Source organism: Pseudomonas sp. HP_14, assembly GCF_055283875.1.
Genome location: NZ_JBTOQI010000018.1, coordinates 1 through 14,592, shown reverse-complemented (window position 1 = coordinate 14,592; position 14,592 = coordinate 1). Strand labels below are relative to the sequence as shown.

The 14,592-nt window shown below is 56.8% G+C and carries 17 protein-coding genes; 5 read left to right on the top strand and 12 right to left on the bottom strand.

Going from position 1 to position 14,592, the window contains the following annotated elements:
- Positions 1 to 102: 102 nt before the first annotated feature.
- The 3 genes from ACYASS_RS13550 to ACYASS_RS13540 all read right to left on the bottom strand — a co-directional run bounded on the left by ACYASS_RS13550 (position 103) and on the right by ACYASS_RS13540 (position 2,803).
- Positions 103 to 1,461, bottom strand: a complete 1,359-nt coding sequence (locus tag ACYASS_RS13550; RefSeq protein WP_463586507.1) for an OprD family porin — start codon at positions 1,459 to 1,461, stop codon at positions 103 to 105.
- 395 nt (positions 1,462 to 1,856) lie between these two features.
- Positions 1,857 to 2,312 carry a hypothetical protein gene (locus ACYASS_RS13545; RefSeq protein ID WP_463586506.1) on the bottom strand — a complete coding sequence of 152 codons (456 nt, stop codon included), beginning with the start codon at positions 2,310 to 2,312 and terminating at the stop codon, positions 1,857 to 1,859.
- A 50-nt stretch (positions 2,313 to 2,362) separates the two neighbouring features.
- Complete coding sequence (locus tag ACYASS_RS13540; RefSeq protein ID WP_463586505.1) at positions 2,363 to 2,803, bottom strand: hypothetical protein; 441 nt, start codon at positions 2,801 to 2,803, stop codon at positions 2,363 to 2,365.
- On the opposite strand from ACYASS_RS13540, the gene trmL reads away from it, so the two are divergent.
- On the top strand, positions 2,802 to 3,257 hold the full coding sequence (trmL, locus tag ACYASS_RS13535) for a tRNA (uridine(34)/cytosine(34)/5-carboxymethylaminomethyluridine(34)-2'-O)-methyltransferase TrmL (RefSeq protein WP_463586504.1): 456 nt from the start codon (positions 2,802 to 2,804) through the stop codon (positions 3,255 to 3,257). The two genes, ACYASS_RS13540 and trmL, sit on opposite strands and share 2 nt — an antisense overlap.
- Before the next feature lie 130 nt (positions 3,258 to 3,387).
- Here the strand turns inward: trmL and secB are convergent, their stop codons facing one another.
- From secB to ACYASS_RS13520, 3 genes are read right to left on the bottom strand one after another with little or no spacing between them, the layout of a single operon-like run.
- Positions 3,388 to 3,876 (bottom strand): protein-export chaperone SecB, encoded by a 489-nt coding sequence (secB, locus tag ACYASS_RS13530; RefSeq protein ID WP_027898930.1) that lies wholly within the window; start codon positions 3,874 to 3,876, stop codon positions 3,388 to 3,390.
- A gap of 48 nt (positions 3,877 to 3,924) precedes the next feature.
- Positions 3,925 to 4,173: a glutaredoxin 3 gene (gene grxC, locus ACYASS_RS13525; RefSeq protein WP_087265842.1), complete on the bottom strand. Its 249-nt coding sequence runs from the start codon at positions 4,171 to 4,173 to the stop codon at positions 3,925 to 3,927.
- A gap of 1 nt (position 4,174) precedes the next feature.
- Positions 4,175 to 4,588 (bottom strand): rhodanese-like domain-containing protein, encoded by a 414-nt coding sequence (locus ACYASS_RS13520; RefSeq protein ID WP_243244141.1) that lies wholly within the window; start codon positions 4,586 to 4,588, stop codon positions 4,175 to 4,177.
- Positions 4,589 to 4,794: 206 nt separating this feature from the next.
- Between ACYASS_RS13520 and gpmI the strand changes: the two genes are divergently transcribed.
- From gpmI to ACYASS_RS13500, 4 genes are all read left to right on the top strand, one after another.
- A complete protein-coding gene (gene gpmI, locus ACYASS_RS13515) occupies positions 4,795 to 6,327 on the top strand; it encodes a 2,3-bisphosphoglycerate-independent phosphoglycerate mutase (RefSeq protein ID WP_463586503.1) in 1,533 nt (510 codons plus the stop codon).
- Between the two features lie 142 nt (positions 6,328 to 6,469).
- Positions 6,470 to 7,792: a murein hydrolase activator EnvC family protein gene (locus ACYASS_RS13510; protein WP_463586502.1), complete on the top strand. Its 1,323-nt coding sequence runs from the start codon at positions 6,470 to 6,472 to the stop codon at positions 7,790 to 7,792.
- Between the two features lie 30 nt (positions 7,793 to 7,822).
- Positions 7,823 to 9,145, top strand: coding sequence for a S41 family peptidase (locus ACYASS_RS13505; RefSeq protein ID WP_122664021.1), 1,323 nt, complete (start codon positions 7,823 to 7,825; stop codon positions 9,143 to 9,145).
- A 4-nt stretch (positions 9,146 to 9,149) separates the two neighbouring features.
- Positions 9,150 to 9,941: a divergent polysaccharide deacetylase family protein gene (locus tag ACYASS_RS13500; protein WP_463586501.1), complete on the top strand. Its 792-nt coding sequence runs from the start codon at positions 9,150 to 9,152 to the stop codon at positions 9,939 to 9,941.
- A gap of 162 nt (positions 9,942 to 10,103) precedes the next feature.
- Here the strand turns inward: ACYASS_RS13500 and ACYASS_RS13495 are convergent, their stop codons facing one another.
- The 6 genes from ACYASS_RS13495 to hisB all read right to left on the bottom strand — a co-directional run bounded on the left by ACYASS_RS13495 (position 10,104) and on the right by hisB (position 14,343).
- The gene (locus ACYASS_RS13495; protein WP_463586500.1) at positions 10,104 to 10,880 is read right to left on the bottom strand and encodes a substrate-binding periplasmic protein; all 777 of its coding nucleotides are present in this window, start codon (positions 10,878 to 10,880) and stop codon (positions 10,104 to 10,106) included.
- 218 nt (positions 10,881 to 11,098) lie between these two features.
- On the bottom strand, positions 11,099 to 11,869 hold the full coding sequence (gene hisF / locus ACYASS_RS13490; RefSeq protein ID WP_087265831.1) for an imidazole glycerol phosphate synthase subunit HisF: 771 nt from the start codon (positions 11,867 to 11,869) through the stop codon (positions 11,099 to 11,101).
- 132 nt (positions 11,870 to 12,001) lie between these two features.
- The gene (gene hisA, locus ACYASS_RS13485) at positions 12,002 to 12,739 is read right to left on the bottom strand and encodes a 1-(5-phosphoribosyl)-5-[(5-phosphoribosylamino)methylideneamino]imidazole-4-carboxamide isomerase (RefSeq protein ID WP_027898921.1); all 738 of its coding nucleotides are present in this window, start codon (positions 12,737 to 12,739) and stop codon (positions 12,002 to 12,004) included.
- A 106-nt stretch (positions 12,740 to 12,845) separates the two neighbouring features.
- Entirely contained in the window at positions 12,846 to 13,106 is a 261-nt protein-coding gene (locus ACYASS_RS13480) for a DUF2164 domain-containing protein (protein WP_463586499.1), read from the bottom strand.
- Positions 13,107 to 13,111: 5 nt separating this feature from the next.
- The gene (gene hisH, locus ACYASS_RS13475; protein WP_027898919.1) at positions 13,112 to 13,750 is read right to left on the bottom strand and encodes an imidazole glycerol phosphate synthase subunit HisH; all 639 of its coding nucleotides are present in this window, start codon (positions 13,748 to 13,750) and stop codon (positions 13,112 to 13,114) included.
- The gene (gene hisB, locus ACYASS_RS13470; RefSeq protein ID WP_243244135.1) at positions 13,750 to 14,343 is read right to left on the bottom strand and encodes an imidazoleglycerol-phosphate dehydratase HisB; all 594 of its coding nucleotides are present in this window, start codon (positions 14,341 to 14,343) and stop codon (positions 13,750 to 13,752) included. Before hisB ends, hisH begins: the two co-directional genes overlap by 1 nt.
- Between the last annotated feature and the right edge of the window lie 249 nt (positions 14,344 to 14,592).

Genomic DNA, 14,592 nt, shown 5'->3' with positions numbered 1-14,592 from the left:
TTAAAAAGAATAGATAACGCTTTGAATATAGCTTTTGGAGATATGAAATTTCAGGCAAAAAGAACCCCGCACGAGGCGGGGTTCCTTTTCAACTGACCAGGCTTATTTGAAAGCGTAGGTGTAGTTGAAGATCACACGGGTTTGATCTTGGTTGGTCGAGTTGTTCAGGTCGGCGTCGCCGCGGTACGAACCGTGACGAACAGTAGTGCCGAAACCTTTCAACGGACCGCTCTGGATCACGTAGTCAACACGCATGTCGCGTTCCCACTCGGAGAACTCGCGATCGCGGGTAGCCAGAGTGTTGCCACGGATGTCTTCAGCGTGGATGTAGGCGATCGATGCCTTCAGACCTGGGATACCGGCACGAGCGAAGTCGTACGAGTACTGGCCGAAAGTAGAGTTTTCACCAGCACGGGTGAAGTTGTTGATCATGGCATCAGTGAACAGGTAAACGCTGGAACCGCCGTTACCTTCTGGACGACCGCGACCATCAACAACGTTACCCTGGTTCAGGAAAACCATGCCGCCGTCATCACTAACTTGCTGGTGGCCAACCATGACTGCGTGGCCGCCCAAAGAGTAGGTGAACATCGCGGACCAAGTTTGGTTATCAACCTCGCCAGTATTTTTGGCATAACCGTTGTTGTTGTTGAAACGGTAGCCTACATCGCCATTCTTGCCGTCGGAGCTGCTGTCGAAGTAACGCAGATCGGTTTTGAACGACTGGTCTTCAGAGATCGGGAATACGTGTACCAGACCCAGGAAGTGTTGCTTGTAGAAGTCTTGCAGGTTGGCGTAGTAGTACTGCAGCGTCAGGTCTTTGGTAACTTTCCAGTCACCACCAGCGAAACGGAACTGGTTGCTGGCTTCAGTCGCGCCGCCAACAGACAGGTCAGTCCAGTTGCTCGACGCACGGCCGATCGACTGAGTCAGTTGACCGCCTGTCAGAGTGAGGTTGTTGATTTCTTTAGAAGTCACAACACCGCCTTGGTAGGCAGCAGGCAACAAACGACCATCGTTGGAAACGAGGATTGGCAGGTTTGGTGCCAAAGCGTTACCCAGACGCAGTTCAGTTTTGGAGAAGCGCGCCTTGGCATTACCACCCAGACGGGACCATTGATCTACAGAAGAGCCATCGGTGTCGGTAGGAGTGATGCCGCCAGCTGCTGCGTGGTGCCCTTTGCCGCCGTCGAGGTGAACGCCAACCAGTGCTTGTACGTCCAGACCAAAACCAACAGTGCCCTCAGTGAAACCCGACAGGTAATCAAACTTCAGACCTGTTGCAGTTTCTTTGTTGCGGGTGCGGTTAGCAGTAGTGTCCCGACCTTCGCGTGCATCACCATCAAAGTAGAGGGTACGCGAGCTAAGAGTCGCTTTGCTGTCTTCCAGAAAACCTGCTGCACTAGCCTGCTGAGCCAAAACGCCGAAGGCTACAGCCAGGGCCAGAGTGGACTTCTTCATGAATCGCTCCTCGTGAATCTTAATTTTTTATAATTTCTGGTGCCGAGGCCCGTGGGGCGCTCTGACCCAAAAATTTACGGTTAGCGCCAAACCCGACCGAAGCCAATGGTTAACCGACGCCTCAAGACCAATGACCCACCGATGAATCGGTGGTCGCAGGGTAGTGAACAATCAACAAATCGAAAAAGAATTATTACTAAGCTTTTAAGACCTGTCGGTTATATGTCCAGCACCTTGTCGGATCCTTCCGTCCTTGAGTGTATCGAGCTGTTTCACTAATTCCTAAATAATATTTCACTGCCATTCGTCAGATCATTCTGACTGGTACCTCGGACAGCAAAAAGCAGGCCACCTGCTCCCGGGAATCAGCACAACTGAAAACTCTCAATGAACACTCAAGCCCCCGAAATCATTGAGGCGCACAGGGTATAGTGGCAATTGTTACAGTTGTCATCACTTGCCTCTATGCACCTGAAATTTATCTCGAAAAAACTTTGAAACGGTCGTTTCAAGACCTTCTGTCGGACGATTTTGGGTCCCATTCCGAGACCACTCCCGGGAATGAGGCGAACAAAACTCGAAAAACGTTGTCGCTGCGCCCCCTCAGAAAAAGTCGTTAAACCGTGCATCATCAGAATTTTTTGCACCATAACGACGCGCGATTCACACACAGCAAATCGTCCTGCGGAAAATCTCAGGGGGGCTGAATGGGCGCTGAACGTGATGGCGATAAATTTATGAAACAGCCAGAAAGCCCGCAGATTGGGGCTTTCGAGGTGGGGAACACAACGAGAAGACTTTTTAAAACAAGAAATTTCAAAAACTGGCACGCCGTCTGCAATAGGTTCCATATCACCAGTTTTGGGGACCTTGGTACAGGCAGGCCGGGGATTCCCCTCTTTTATTCCTCTCGGAGACTGACCTCCAGTCTCCAGCGCCCGTCCAGCTTCTCACCGTGCAAGTCACCGTGAAGCGGGCGGGCCGCCAGCAGAGTCAGCAGCAAATCCCTCTTGTCTCGCTCCAGCCTCCAGCGCACATCCTTCCCGTTGATCTTCAGTTGCCCACGCCATGGCTGACCCTTTGCCGTAAACCTCAGGGCAAATGTGCCATCCACATGCTCAGGCAAAACCTCCGGATCACGGTTGAACCACAAAACGAGGCCGGTAGCTCGCTCTTCGATTTGTAAAAGTTCAAGCGGAGCAGGCTCGGTCAGGCGGCCGATCATCAAGCCGATCATAAGCCCGACAATTGCCAGCGAACCCAAAACCTTTGGCCATAGCTTCGGCCGTGGATCCTCTTCAAGGGTAGAATGCTCGCCATTCTTCAGCTCGGAGCCGTGCATGTTTCACGTCATCCTTTTTCAACCAGAAATTCCGCCGAATACCGGCAATGTCATCAGGCTGTGCGCCAATACGGGCAGCACCCTGCATTTGATCGAGCCTTTGGGCTTCGAACTGGACGACAAACGCCTGCGCCGTGCCGGGCTCGATTATCACGAGTTCGCCACGTTGCAGACCCATCCCGACCTTGCCAGTTGCCTGGAAAGTATCGGTCATCCGCGGTTGTTTGCTTTTACCACAAAAGGCTCACGCCCCTTCCACGATGCCAGCTTTCAGGAGGGCGATGCCTTCCTGTTCGGCCCTGAGAGCCGTGGTCTTCCTGCTGAAGTCCTGGACGCCCTGGCCTCCGATCAACGCCTGCGCCTGCCGATGCGCGAGGGTTGCCGCAGCCTGAACCTGTCCAACACCGTTGCCGTGGCAGTGTATGAAGGCTGGCGGCAGTTGGGGTTTGCCTGACGACGCATAGCTTTTGTAGGAGCTGGCTTACAACGCTGTGCAAGGACACAAAGCGCCCCATTGAAACCTAGTCACCCAACACCCACAAAAAAGCGCCTCAAAAGGCGCTTTTTTAGTCCAGCCAAACCACTTACTGAACAGTAGGTGTTTCGCCAGCAGCCTGCATGCGTTGCAGTTCTTGCGCGTACAGGGCGTCGAAGTTCACCGGGGACAGCATCAGCGCCGGGAACGAACCACGGACTACCAGGCTGTCGATGGTTTCGCGAGCATACGGGAACAAAATGTTCGGGCAGAAAGCACCCAGCGTATGGCTCATCGAACCCTGGTCCAGGCCTTTGATCAGGAAGATACCGGCTTGCTGGACTTCAACGATGAAAGCAACTTCGTCACCGTTGTTAACGGTAACCGACAAGGTCAGAACCACTTCGTAGAAATCACCTTCCAGCGGCTTCTGACGAGTGTTCAGGTCGAGGCTGACAGTCGGCGTCCATTCCTGACGGAAGATCGCAGGGCTTTTTGGCGCTTCGAACGACAGGTCACGAACGTAAATACGCTGCAGCGAAAATTGCGGTGCGTCTTCTTCGTTGGTAGCGGTGCCGTTGGTCGGTTGATCGGTCATCTCGGGTCCTTTTAACGTTTAAGTTCTGGAAGGGGGTTGGAGTCTGGCTTAGAGCAGCTCATCGAGCTTGCCGGCGCGCTCCAGGGCGAAAAGGTCGTCGCAGCCGCCCACATGGGTCGAGCCGATCCATATCTGCGGAACAGAGGTGCGGCCGGACTTTTTCACCATTTCGGCGCGAACTTGCGGCTTGCCATCGACTCTGATCTCTTCGAAAGACACATGCTTGTTCTGCAACAATTGCTTGGCGCGAGTGCAGTAAGGGCAATAATCGCTGGAATAGACGATGACTTCAGCCATTTCACTTCACCAATGGCAGGTTGTCTGCACGCCAGGTGGATACGCCGCCGGACAACTTGGCAGCCGTGAAGCCGGATTTAAGCAGCTCACGTGCGACCGAACCAGCCTGCTGGCCCATGGCGTCGACGATGATCAGGGTTTTGGCCTTGTGCTTTTCCAGCTCGCTGGTGCGGGTCAGGACTTTGTCATTCGGGAAGTTCAGGGCACCCACAATGTGGCCTGCCGCGTAATCCTTGGTGGAGCGAATGTCGATGACCACGGCCTGATCCTTGTTGACCAGCGCAGTCAGTTCGCCCGTGCTCAGGCTGCGACCGCCCTTGCTCAATTCGTAGGCGATCAGCATCCCCAGCAGGATGATGAAAGCGCCAGTGATCAAATAGTGGTTGGTAGCAAAAGCAAGCAGGTGCTGAAGCATCAGTAGGTTCCAGGGCGTTAAAATGTCGGCCAGTATACACAGCAGCCAAGGTCGGCCAAAGTCCGTCAGACAATGAGGTCAATCAAGTTCAGACGACATCGCGCCAGAACCGATAACTCCGGCATCGTGGCTCGCAATTGAAGATCAACAGCCCCTAAAATGCCGGTCTGTTTTCCAACTTACTTTTTTAGCCACGAGTGGGTTCTATGACTACCACGCCAAAACCTTTGGTCCTGATCATTCTGGACGGCTTCGGACACAGCGAGAGCCATGAGGGCAACGCCATCCTGGCAGCCAAAATGCCGGTCATGGACCGCCTGTACAAGTCTATGCCCAACGGCCTGATATCGGGTTCCGGGATGGACGTCGGCCTGCCGGACGGTCAGATGGGCAACTCCGAAGTCGGCCACATGAACCTGGGCGCCGGACGCGTGGTTTATCAGGATTTCACCCGGGTCACAAAAGCCATTCGTGATGGCGAGTTCTTTCAGAACCCGACTATTTGCAGCGCGGTAGATAAAGCCGTCGGCGCAGGCAAGGCCGTGCATATCCTTGGCCTGCTGTCGGACGGCGGCGTTCATAGCCACCAGGATCATCTGGTTGCAATGGCTGAACTGGCCGCCCAGCGTGGTGCAGAAAAGATCTACCTGCATGCCTTCCTCGACGGTCGCGACACACCACCACGTAGCGCCCAGAAATCACTCGAACTGCTGGACGCAACCTTTACCCGTCTGGGCAAAGGCCGCATCGCCAGCATCATCGGCCGTTACTTCGCTATGGACCGCGACAACCGTTGGGACCGCGTAGCAGCGGCCTACAACCTGATTGTCGACGGCTCCTCGGAATTCAACGCCGCCAGCAGCGTGGCGGGCCTGGAAGCTGCTTACGAACGCGGCGAAAACGATGAGTTCGTTAAAGCCACCACCATTGGTGAAAAGGTCACCGTTGAAGACGGCGACGCAGTGGTGTTCATGAACTTCCGCGCCGACCGTGCCCGGGAAATCACCCGTGTATTCGTCGAAGACGACTTCAAGGACTTCGAGCGCGCCCGTCAGCCGAAGGTCAACTATGTGATGTTGACCCAATACGCAGCCAGCATTCCTGCACCTTCGGCGTTTGCCGCAGGCAGCCTGAAGAACGTGCTGGGTGAATATCTCGCCGCCAACGGCAAGACTCAGCTGCGCATCGCTGAAACCGAGAAATACGCTCACGTGACCTTCTTCTTCTCGGGCGGCCGCGAAGAAGAGTTTCCGGGCGAAGAGCGCATCCTGATTCCCTCGCCGAAAGTTGCGACCTATGACCTGCAGCCAGAAATGAGCGCGCCGGAAGTCACCGATAAAATCGTCGATGCCATCGAGCATCAACGTTATGACGTCATCGTCGTCAACTACGCCAACGGCGACATGGTTGGCCATAGCGGCATCATGGAAGCGGCCATTAAAGCCGTCGAATGCCTGGACGTGTGTGTCGGCCGTATCACTGCCGCGCTGGAAAAGGTCGGCGGCGAAGCCTTGCTGACTGCTGACCATGGCAACGTCGAGCAAATGACCGACGACCATACAGGTCAGGCACACACAGCGCACACTTCCGAGCCGGTGCCTTTCGTTTATATAGGCAAGCGTAATTTGAAAGTCCGCGAAGGCGGGGTTCTGGCTGATGTAGCGCCCACCATGCTGAAACTCATGGGCCTGGAAAAGCCGGAAGAAATGACCGGCCACTCGATCCTGATTGACGCGTAAAAGGCTCCATACCGGCATGTCGCATAGCCACATGCCGGTTTTTTCTATGAATGGCCTCAAGCGAGGCGTTTTTTTTGCAGCGTGTGCCGGGCATACTAAGCCTGACACTTTTTTTCACAATTCCTCGGTATCGCCCACCCTCATGCTTCGCGCCTTGATCACCCTTGCTTTGATCTGCCTGCTCAATCCGGCGTTTGCCGACGATCAGCGGGCGCTCACCCAGAAACAGATTGACGCTGCGCGTCAGGATGTCGCCGAGCTGCAAAAAGCCCTGGGCGATTTACAGAAAGAGAAAGCCGGAGTCCAAAAGGACCTGCGCGGTACCGAAACCGACATGGGTAAGCTGGAAAAGCAGGTCGAGGTCCTGCAAAAGGAACTAAAAAAGACCGAAGCCGAGCTCAATCGGCTCAACCAGGAAAAAAGCAAACTCCAGAGCGCACGCGTTGAACAGCAACGCCTGATCGCCATTCAGGCCCGCGCTGCTTATCAAAGCGGCCGGCAGGAATACCTGAAGCTGCTGCTCAATCAACAGCATCCTGAAAAATTCGCCCGGACGCTGACCTACTACGATTACATGAGCCAGGCTCGCCTGACTCAGTTGCGCACCTTCAACGAAACACTGCGCCAGTTGGCGGGTGTCGAAAAAGATATCGACCTGCAACAGGCACAACTGCTGGTGCAGAAGAGCACGCTGGAAACTCAGCACGAAGAGCTGGACAAGGTTCGCCAGGAGCGCCAGCAGGCGCTTGCCAAGCTCAATCAGGACTACAAGTCACGGGATCAAAAGCTCCAGGCGCGACAACAGGAACAGGCTGAACTTGGCAAAGTCCTGAAAACCATTGAAGAAACGTTGGCGCGGCAGGCCCGAGAAGCCGAAGAAGCCCGACAGAAAGCATTGGTTGCGGAGCGCGAGGCTGAAGAAAAACGTCAGCGTGAAGCTCAGGCACAAGCCAGCAGCGGTAGTAAAAACAGCAGCAAAACCGACAGCGATGACGCACCACGACGCCCTGCAAAAGCACCCGGTGCCATGGTTTCCAGCGCTGGCGCTTCATACGGCGGCGCATTCTCTGCAGCCAAAGGCAAACTTCCATGGCCAGTTGATGGTCGATTACTGGCACGCTACGGTGAAGCTCGTGGTGATGACGCTCGCTCCACGTGGGACGGCGTGATGATCAGCGCATCGGCTGGTAGTCAGGTACATGCTGTACACGGCGGTCGGGTGGTCTTCGCAGACTGGTTGCGCGGCGCCGGGCTTCTGGTCATTCTCGACCATGGCAACGGTTACTTGAGTCTGTATGGGCACAACCAGACTTTGCTCAAGGCAGCCGGGGACATTGTTAAAGCCGGTGAAGCTATCTCCACTGTAGGCAACAGTGGTGGACAGGACACACCGGCGTTGTATTTCGCTATTCGTCAGCAGGGTCGCCCTAGTGATCCGGCCCAATGGTGCCGCACTCAAGGATAAGTCGGTTCCACCTTCAGGAGTTCGTTAGACATGCCGTATCTGTCCCGCCTCACCTCGCTGGCCCTGGCTATTGCCGTCGTTATCGGCGCTCCACTGGCTCAGGCTGCGGAAGTCAAAGCAGCGCCAGCCGCTATTCCGCCTGCGGCAACTACCGCCAAGGCGCCGCTGCCGCTCGATGAGCTGCGCACTTTTGCCGAGGTCATGGATCGGGTCAAAGCCGCTTATGTCGAGCCGGTTGACGACAAGACCCTGCTGGAAAACGCCATCAAAGGCATGCTCAGCAACCTCGATCCGCACTCGGCCTACCTGGGCCCTGAAGACTTTCAGGAGCTGCAGGAAAGCACCAGTGGTGAGTTTGGCGGGCTGGGCATCGAAGTTGGTGTTGAAGACGGCTTCGTAAAAGTTGTCTCCCCGATCGACGACACGCCAGCCTCCAAGGCTGGCATCGAAGCCGGTGACCTGATCGTCAAGATCAACGGCGCACCGACGCAAGGTCAGACCATGCAGGAAGCGGTCGACAAGATGCGCGGCAAGATCGGCGAGAAGATCACCCTGACGCTGGTCCGCGACGGTGGTAACCCGTTCGACGTGACGCTGGCACGCGCGACCATTCAGGTCAAAAGCGTCAAAGCGCAGATGCTGGAAAATGGCTACGGCTATATCCGCATTACCCAGTTCCAGGTCAAGACCGGTGACGAAGTCGGCAAAGCGCTGGCCAAGTTCCGTAAAGACAACGGCAAGAAAATGAGCGGGTTGATTCTTGACCTGCGTAATAACCCTGGCGGCGTCCTGCAATCGGCCGTTGAAGTGGCTGACCACTTCCTGACCAAGGGCCTGATCGTTTACACCAAGGGCCGTATTGCCAACTCCGAGCTGCGCTTCTCGGCTGACCCGGCGGATGCCAGCGAAGGCGTACCGCTTGTGGTGCTGATCAACGGTGGCAGTGCCTCAGCTTCGGAGATTGTCGCGGGCGCCTTGCAAGACCAGAAGCGCGGCATCCTCATGGGTACTGACAGCTTCGGTAAAGGCTCGGTGCAAACCGTGCTGCCACTGAATAATGACCGCGCCTTGAAGATCACCACGGCGCTGTATTACACGCCTAACGGTCGTTCGATTCAGGCGCAGGGCATCAACCCTGACATCGTGGTGCGTCGCGCTAAAGTCACCAACGAAGCTGACGGCGAAGCCTACAAGGAAGCCGATCTGCTCGGTCACCTGGGCAACGGCAACGGCGGTGCGGACAAGCCAACGGTCAAAGGCGGCGCCGCCAAGGCCCGTCCGCAGGATGATGACTTCCAGCTTAGCCAGGCTCTGAGCCTGCTTAAGGGCCTGAGTATCACGCGCGGCAACTAAGGCCATGCGTGTATTCCTGTCGGGTTGGCTGCTCGCCACCCTATGCGTCCTGACTGGCGTTGCTTGCGCAGCGCCAGCCGCGCAGGCCGGCAAGCCTCATACGGCGTTTCTGACATTGATCATCGATGACCTGGGCCAGAATCCGGCCCGGGATCAGCGCGTACTTGCCCTGCCCGGTCCTGTCACGCTGGCGATCATGCCGGATACCCCTCACGCCACCGAGTTCGCCCGCCAAGGCCATCGTGCTGGCAAGATCGTCATACTGCACATGCCTATGGACCCGGCCACGGGCCCGTATGCCTGGCATCCCGAGCTCCCCCTTGCCGAACTGGAAAGCAGGCTAAACGCCGCTCTCCTGAAAGTCCCGTACGCCGCTGGGATCAATAACCACATGGGCAGCCGCATGACCGCCGAGCCTGTAGCCATGGGGTGGTTGATGGCCGAACTGCAACGCCGTCATCTTTTGTTCGTCGACAGCCGCACGAGTGCGAAAACCGTTGCGGCAGCCGAGGCACAAAAGATCGGGTTGGCCAGCGTCTCCCGCGATGTCTTTCTCGATGATGAGCGCACGCCGCAAGCCATCACCCGGCAACTGAATATTGCCATTGAGCTCGCCCGCAAACAGGGTTCGGCGGTGATGATTGGTCATCCTTATCCGGTGACGCTCGACGTGCTTGAACGCGAGCTACCGCGCCTGAAAGCCCAGGGCATCGAGTGGATCGACCTACGGCAGATGATCAGCGTGCGGGGCAATCAGGCGATGGCCGGCCACGGCAAGAATGGGATTTATCGCTAACGACCGGCATCAACGGTAGGATGCGAACTTGTTCGCGAGGCGATGTTCCAGGCAGAACCTCATCGCGGCCTTGCGGTGGCGGGGCTGAAAACCGTGCCATCGTTCATCGCGAGCAAGCTCGGCTCCTACAATTGACCGCGCTCCCGCATTCAAAATGCGGTATTACCGGTACCGGGACAGGATCTTATCCACAACGCCCTCCGCACGTAGCTGGTCGAGCGACGTCTGCAGCTTGTTCACCACCTCATCCGGTGTGGCCTTGTTCAAAGCCAGATACAGATCAGCGTGATGGAAACGCAACACGGTTTTGAGACCGGTCACGCCTTCAATTCTGGCCAGATATGGTCCGGTCGGATCGCCCGCCGCCCACAGGTCGATCTGCCCGTTGACCAGTTTTTTTGCGTTGTCCTGATCGCGCAGCAGCAGGATCGGGTTCAGCCCTTGGGCCAGCAACCGTTCACCGATGGCGTCACCTTTGTAGGCACCGATACGGTAAGCCTTGGCCTGCTCCAGGCTGGTCAGCTTGATTGGACTGTCGGCCTTGGCCAGCATGATCCAGTCATAGGAACCTACTGGCCCAACCCATTTGAAGAGGTTTTCCCGCTCGGGCAAACGCGCGGTGGAAAACACTGCGTAGCCAGGCTTTTCCAGAGCAAGCTTGTAGATCCGCTCCCAGGGAAAGCGCAACGTCATGCTGTAACCAATCCCGGCGCGCTTGAAGGTCTCACGCACCACTTCGGCGGCGATGCCTTCAATGTTACTTTCCTGAGCGAAATTCTTGCCGTCGATTGCCATGTTGTAGGGCGGCAGGTTTTCGGTCATCAGCACAATGGAGTCGCGTCCCGGTGCCTCAATGGCGTCATCGGCCAGTGCAGCCTCAGTGGCGCTAAAAACCAGAGCGCTGAAGGCCGTTAGGGCAATAAAACGAGATTTGAACATTGGCGCTCTCCATACGCTGACGGCAGACAGAGTGCAGCGCTCAAAAGCGCTTGTCCAGCAGACATGGCGTATTGCCCACATAAGCGAGATTAAGCTTAGAGGCGACATGAACTGTAGGAGTGAGCTTGCTCGCGATAGCGTCAGGTCAGACGATAATTTCTCAACCGATCTACTGCTATCGCGAGCAAGCTCACTCCTACAGTGTGGGGAAGCGAATTCTAGCGAACCACAATCCCGCGCGCGGCCATATAGGCCTTCGCTTCCGGTACGGTGTATTCGCCGAAGTGGAAGATACTCGCCGCCAATACCGCGCTGGCGTGACCTTCGATCACACCGTCAGCCAGATGCTGAAGGTTGCCAACGCCGCCCGAGGCGATGACAGGAATCCCCAGCGCGTCACTGATTGCGCGGGTTACCCCCAGATCGAAGCCGTTCTTCATACCGTCCTGATCCATGCTGGTCAGCAGGATCTCACCGGCGCCCAGATCCTCCATCTTCTTCGCCCACAACACAGCGTCCAGCCCAGTAGGCTTGCGACCACCGTGGGTGAAGATTTCCCAGCGCGGGGTTTCACCCGGCAGCGAGACCTTCTTGGCGTCGATGGCGACAACGATGCATTGCGATCCGAAATGCTGGGCGGCTTCGGCGACAAACTCAGGGTTGAACACCGCAGCCGTGTTGATCGATACCTTGTCGGCACCCGCGTTAAGCAGATTGCGGATGTCCTGCACGGTACGCACGCCACCGCCCACGGTCAGCGGGATAAACACCTGGCTGGCCATGCGTTCGACGGTATGCAACGTGGTATCACGGCCATCAACACTGGCTGTGATGTCCAGAAAGGTGATTTCATCAGCGCCCTGCTCATCGTACAGACGGGCAATTTCAACCGGATCGCCAGCGTCACGGATGTTCTCGAACTTGACGCCCTTGACCACACGACCGTTGTCGACGTCCAGGCAAGGGATGATGCGTTTGGCCAGGGCCATTGGGTTAATCTCCGATTTCTATCCTGCCGGGATCCCGGTAGGAGCGAACTTGTTCGCGAGGCGTTTAGACAGGCATCCATGATGCTGAATGCCCCGACCTCTCGCGAACAAGTTCGCTCCTACCGAAACTGCTTAGCGCTGGTAGCTGTCACACAGCGCCTGAGCTTCAGCCACATCCAGCGTGCCTTCGTAAATCGCCCGGCCGGTGATTGCGCCGATGATTCCTGGAGCCTTGGCATCCAGCAATGCGCGGATATCGCCCAGGTTGTGGATACCGCCGGAAGCAATCACCGGGATCCGCGTAGCAGCAGCCAGCGCAGCCGTGAACGGAATATTGCAGCCCTGCATCATGCCGTCTTTGGCGATGTCGGTATAAACGATGGCCGAAACACCGTCAGCTTCGAAACGCTTGGCCAGATCAATGACCTGCACAGTGCTGACTTCGGCCCAACCGTCGGTGGCCACAAAACCGTCTTTGGCATCAAGGCCGACGATCACTTTGCCAGGGAACGCACGGCACGCCTCAGCAACAAACTCGGGCTCTTTGACGGCCTTGGTGCCGATGATCACGTAGCTCACGCCCGCTTTCACGTAGTGCTCGATGGTCTCCAGCGAGCGAATACCGCCACCGATCTGAATCGGCAGGGTCGGATAACGCTTGGCAATGGCAGTGACCACGTCGCCGTTGACCGGCTGACCTTCGAACGCGCCGTTCAGATCAACCAGATGCAGACGACGGCAACCGCCCTCGACCCACTTGGCAGCCATGGCAACCGGGTCATCGGAAAATACGGTGGAATCTTCCATCCGGCCCTGGCGCAGACGCACACAGGCACCGTCTTTGAGATCGATAGCGGGGATGATCAGCATGCTTTTTCCTTCGTCAAAAGAGCCGCAAGCTGCAAGCCATAAGCTGCAAGTGTGCGTACCCACCAATTCTTGCGGCTTGAAGCTTGTCGCTTGAAGCTGCTTCTATTCAGTTTTTCTCGAGCGCCCACAGGTCGCTTTCGAGGCTTTCAAACCGCTCCTTGAGCAATTGCTGCACATCGAAAACGGCTCGGTTGTAATAGTGCGGGGCAATCTCGCTGGTAAAAAACTCAAGCACCTCGGCGACTTCGAACGAACCCAGGTCCAGTTCGAAACGCTGAGAGAACAGCCGCTTTAACTTGTCGATGGCCTGCTGCTCGTGCTCGGCACTCAGCGTCAGGATCGGCGGCTTGTTTTTACCTTTGGCCATAACGATTACCAGCGACCATCCCACGCGGCGAAGTTCTGCAGCAACTGCAGGCCATGGGTATGGCTCTTCTCCGGGTGAAACTGCACGGCAAAGCGCGAACCGTCAGCCAGCGCAGCGGCGAAGTCGACGCCGTAGTGACCGCGCCCCACAACCTGACGCTGATTAGCCGCGTCAATGTAGAAGCTGTGCACAAAATAGAAACGCGCCATGTCCGGAATGCTGTGCCACAGCGGGTGATCCACCGCCTGCGCAACTTCGTTCCAGCCCATGTGCGGCACTTTCAAGTGCGCGCCATCTTCATGCAGATCCTTGCCGAAGAACTTCACCTGGCCGGGGAACATGCCGATGCAATCCACTCCGCCATTCTCTTCACTGCTGTCGAGCAACGCCTGCATGCCAACGCAAATACCGAGAAACGGGCGATCCTGGCTGACTTCACGCACCAGCGAGTCGAAACCCAAGCGACGGATCTCAGCCATGCAGTCGCGAATCGCGCCTACACCGGGAAACACCACGCGGTCGGCTTCACGAATCACGTTGGCGTCGCTGGTGATGTGCACCCGGCCAGCGCCAACGTGCTCAAGCGCCTTGGCAACCGAGTGCAGGTTGCCCATGCCGTAATCGATGACCGCGACTGTCTGCATCAGAGCACACCCTTGGTCGAAGGCATTTGCCCGGCCATACGCTCGTCCAGCTCAACCGCCATGCGCAGTGCGCGACCGAATGCCTTGAAGACGGTTTCGATCTGGTGGTGAGTGTTGGTGCCACGCAGGTTGTCGATGTGCAGGGTCACATTGGCGTGGTTGACGAAGCCCTGGAAAAACTCCTGGAACAAGTCCACGTCAAAACCGCCAACAACAGCGCGGGTGTACGGCACATGCATTTGCAGGCCCGGACGACCCGAGAAGTCGATGACCACACGCGACAGCGCTTCATCCAGCGGCACGTAGGCATGACCGTAGCGACGGATGCCTTTCTTGTCGCCAATAGCCTTGTTGAAGGCTTGACCTAAAGTGATACCGACATCTTCCACCGTATGGTGATCGTCGATCTCAAGGTCGCCCTTACAGTTGATATCCAGATCGATCAGCCCGTGACGGGCAATCTGGTCGAGCATGTGCTCAAGAAAAGGCACGCCGATATCGAATCGGGCCTTTCCGGTGCCATCCAGGTTGATCGAAGCGTTGATCTGGGTTTCCAGAGTATTACGCTCGACGTACGCCTTACGTTCGGCCATCACCAGCTCCGCAAAATCATTGGGCGAAAAAGGCGAGCATTATAGGCCCAGAACCGGCTGGCATGAAGCAAACAGAAGAAGGGAAAGGGAGAAGACGACGAATTACGGAGGGGTGCTGCTTTTTGGTGCAAATAATTCAAGGAACTGTAGGAGTGGGGGGGGTGGGGGGGGGGGGCCGGGGGGCGGGGGCGGTGGGGCGGGGGGTGGGGGGGGGGGCCGCCCCGCGGCCAGCCCACACGCGCGGCGGTG

Coding starts and splice junctions, on each gene's coding strand:
- ACYASS_RS13540 (WP_463586505.1), bottom strand. CDS start 2,803: ATGCACGGCTCCGAGCTGAAGAATGGCGAGCATTCTACCCTTGAAGAG.
- ACYASS_RS13495 (WP_463586500.1), bottom strand. CDS start 10,880: ATGTTCAAATCTCGTTTTATTGCCCTAACGGCCTTCAGCGCTCTGGTT.
- hisB (WP_243244135.1), bottom strand. CDS start 14,343: ATGGCCGAACGTAAGGCGTACGTCGAGCGTAATACTCTGGAAACCCAG.
- ACYASS_RS13500 (WP_463586501.1), top strand. CDS start 9,150: ATGCGTGTATTCCTGTCGGGTTGGCTGCTCGCCACCCTATGCGTCCTG.
- ACYASS_RS13550 (WP_463586507.1), bottom strand. CDS start 1,461: ATGAAGAAGTCCACTCTGGCCCTGGCTGTAGCCTTCGGCGTTTTGGCT.
- hisF (WP_087265831.1), bottom strand. CDS start 11,869: ATGGCCCTGGCCAAACGCATCATCCCTTGCCTGGACGTCGACAACGGT.
- secB (WP_027898930.1), bottom strand. CDS start 3,876: ATGACCGATCAACCGACCAACGGCACCGCTACCAACGAAGAAGACGCA.
- ACYASS_RS13480 (WP_463586499.1), bottom strand. CDS start 13,106: ATGGCCAAAGGTAAAAACAAGCCGCCGATCCTGACGCTGAGTGCCGAG.
- gpmI (WP_463586503.1), top strand. CDS start 4,795: ATGACTACCACGCCAAAACCTTTGGTCCTGATCATTCTGGACGGCTTC.
- ACYASS_RS13505 (WP_122664021.1), top strand. CDS start 7,823: ATGCCGTATCTGTCCCGCCTCACCTCGCTGGCCCTGGCTATTGCCGTC.
- ACYASS_RS13545 (WP_463586506.1), bottom strand. CDS start 2,312: ATGGAACCTATTGCAGACGGCGTGCCAGTTTTTGAAATTTCTTGTTTT.
- hisA (WP_027898921.1), bottom strand. CDS start 12,739: ATGCTGATCATCCCCGCTATCGATCTCAAAGACGGTGCCTGTGTGCGT.
- hisH (WP_027898919.1), bottom strand. CDS start 13,750: ATGCAGACAGTCGCGGTCATCGATTACGGCATGGGCAACCTGCACTCG.
- trmL (WP_463586504.1), top strand. CDS start 2,802: ATGTTTCACGTCATCCTTTTTCAACCAGAAATTCCGCCGAATACCGGC.
- ACYASS_RS13520 (WP_243244141.1), bottom strand. CDS start 4,588: ATGCTTCAGCACCTGCTTGCTTTTGCTACCAACCACTATTTGATCACT.
- grxC (WP_087265842.1), bottom strand. CDS start 4,173: ATGGCTGAAGTCATCGTCTATTCCAGCGATTATTGCCCTTACTGCACT.
- ACYASS_RS13510 (WP_463586502.1), top strand. CDS start 6,470: ATGCTTCGCGCCTTGATCACCCTTGCTTTGATCTGCCTGCTCAATCCG.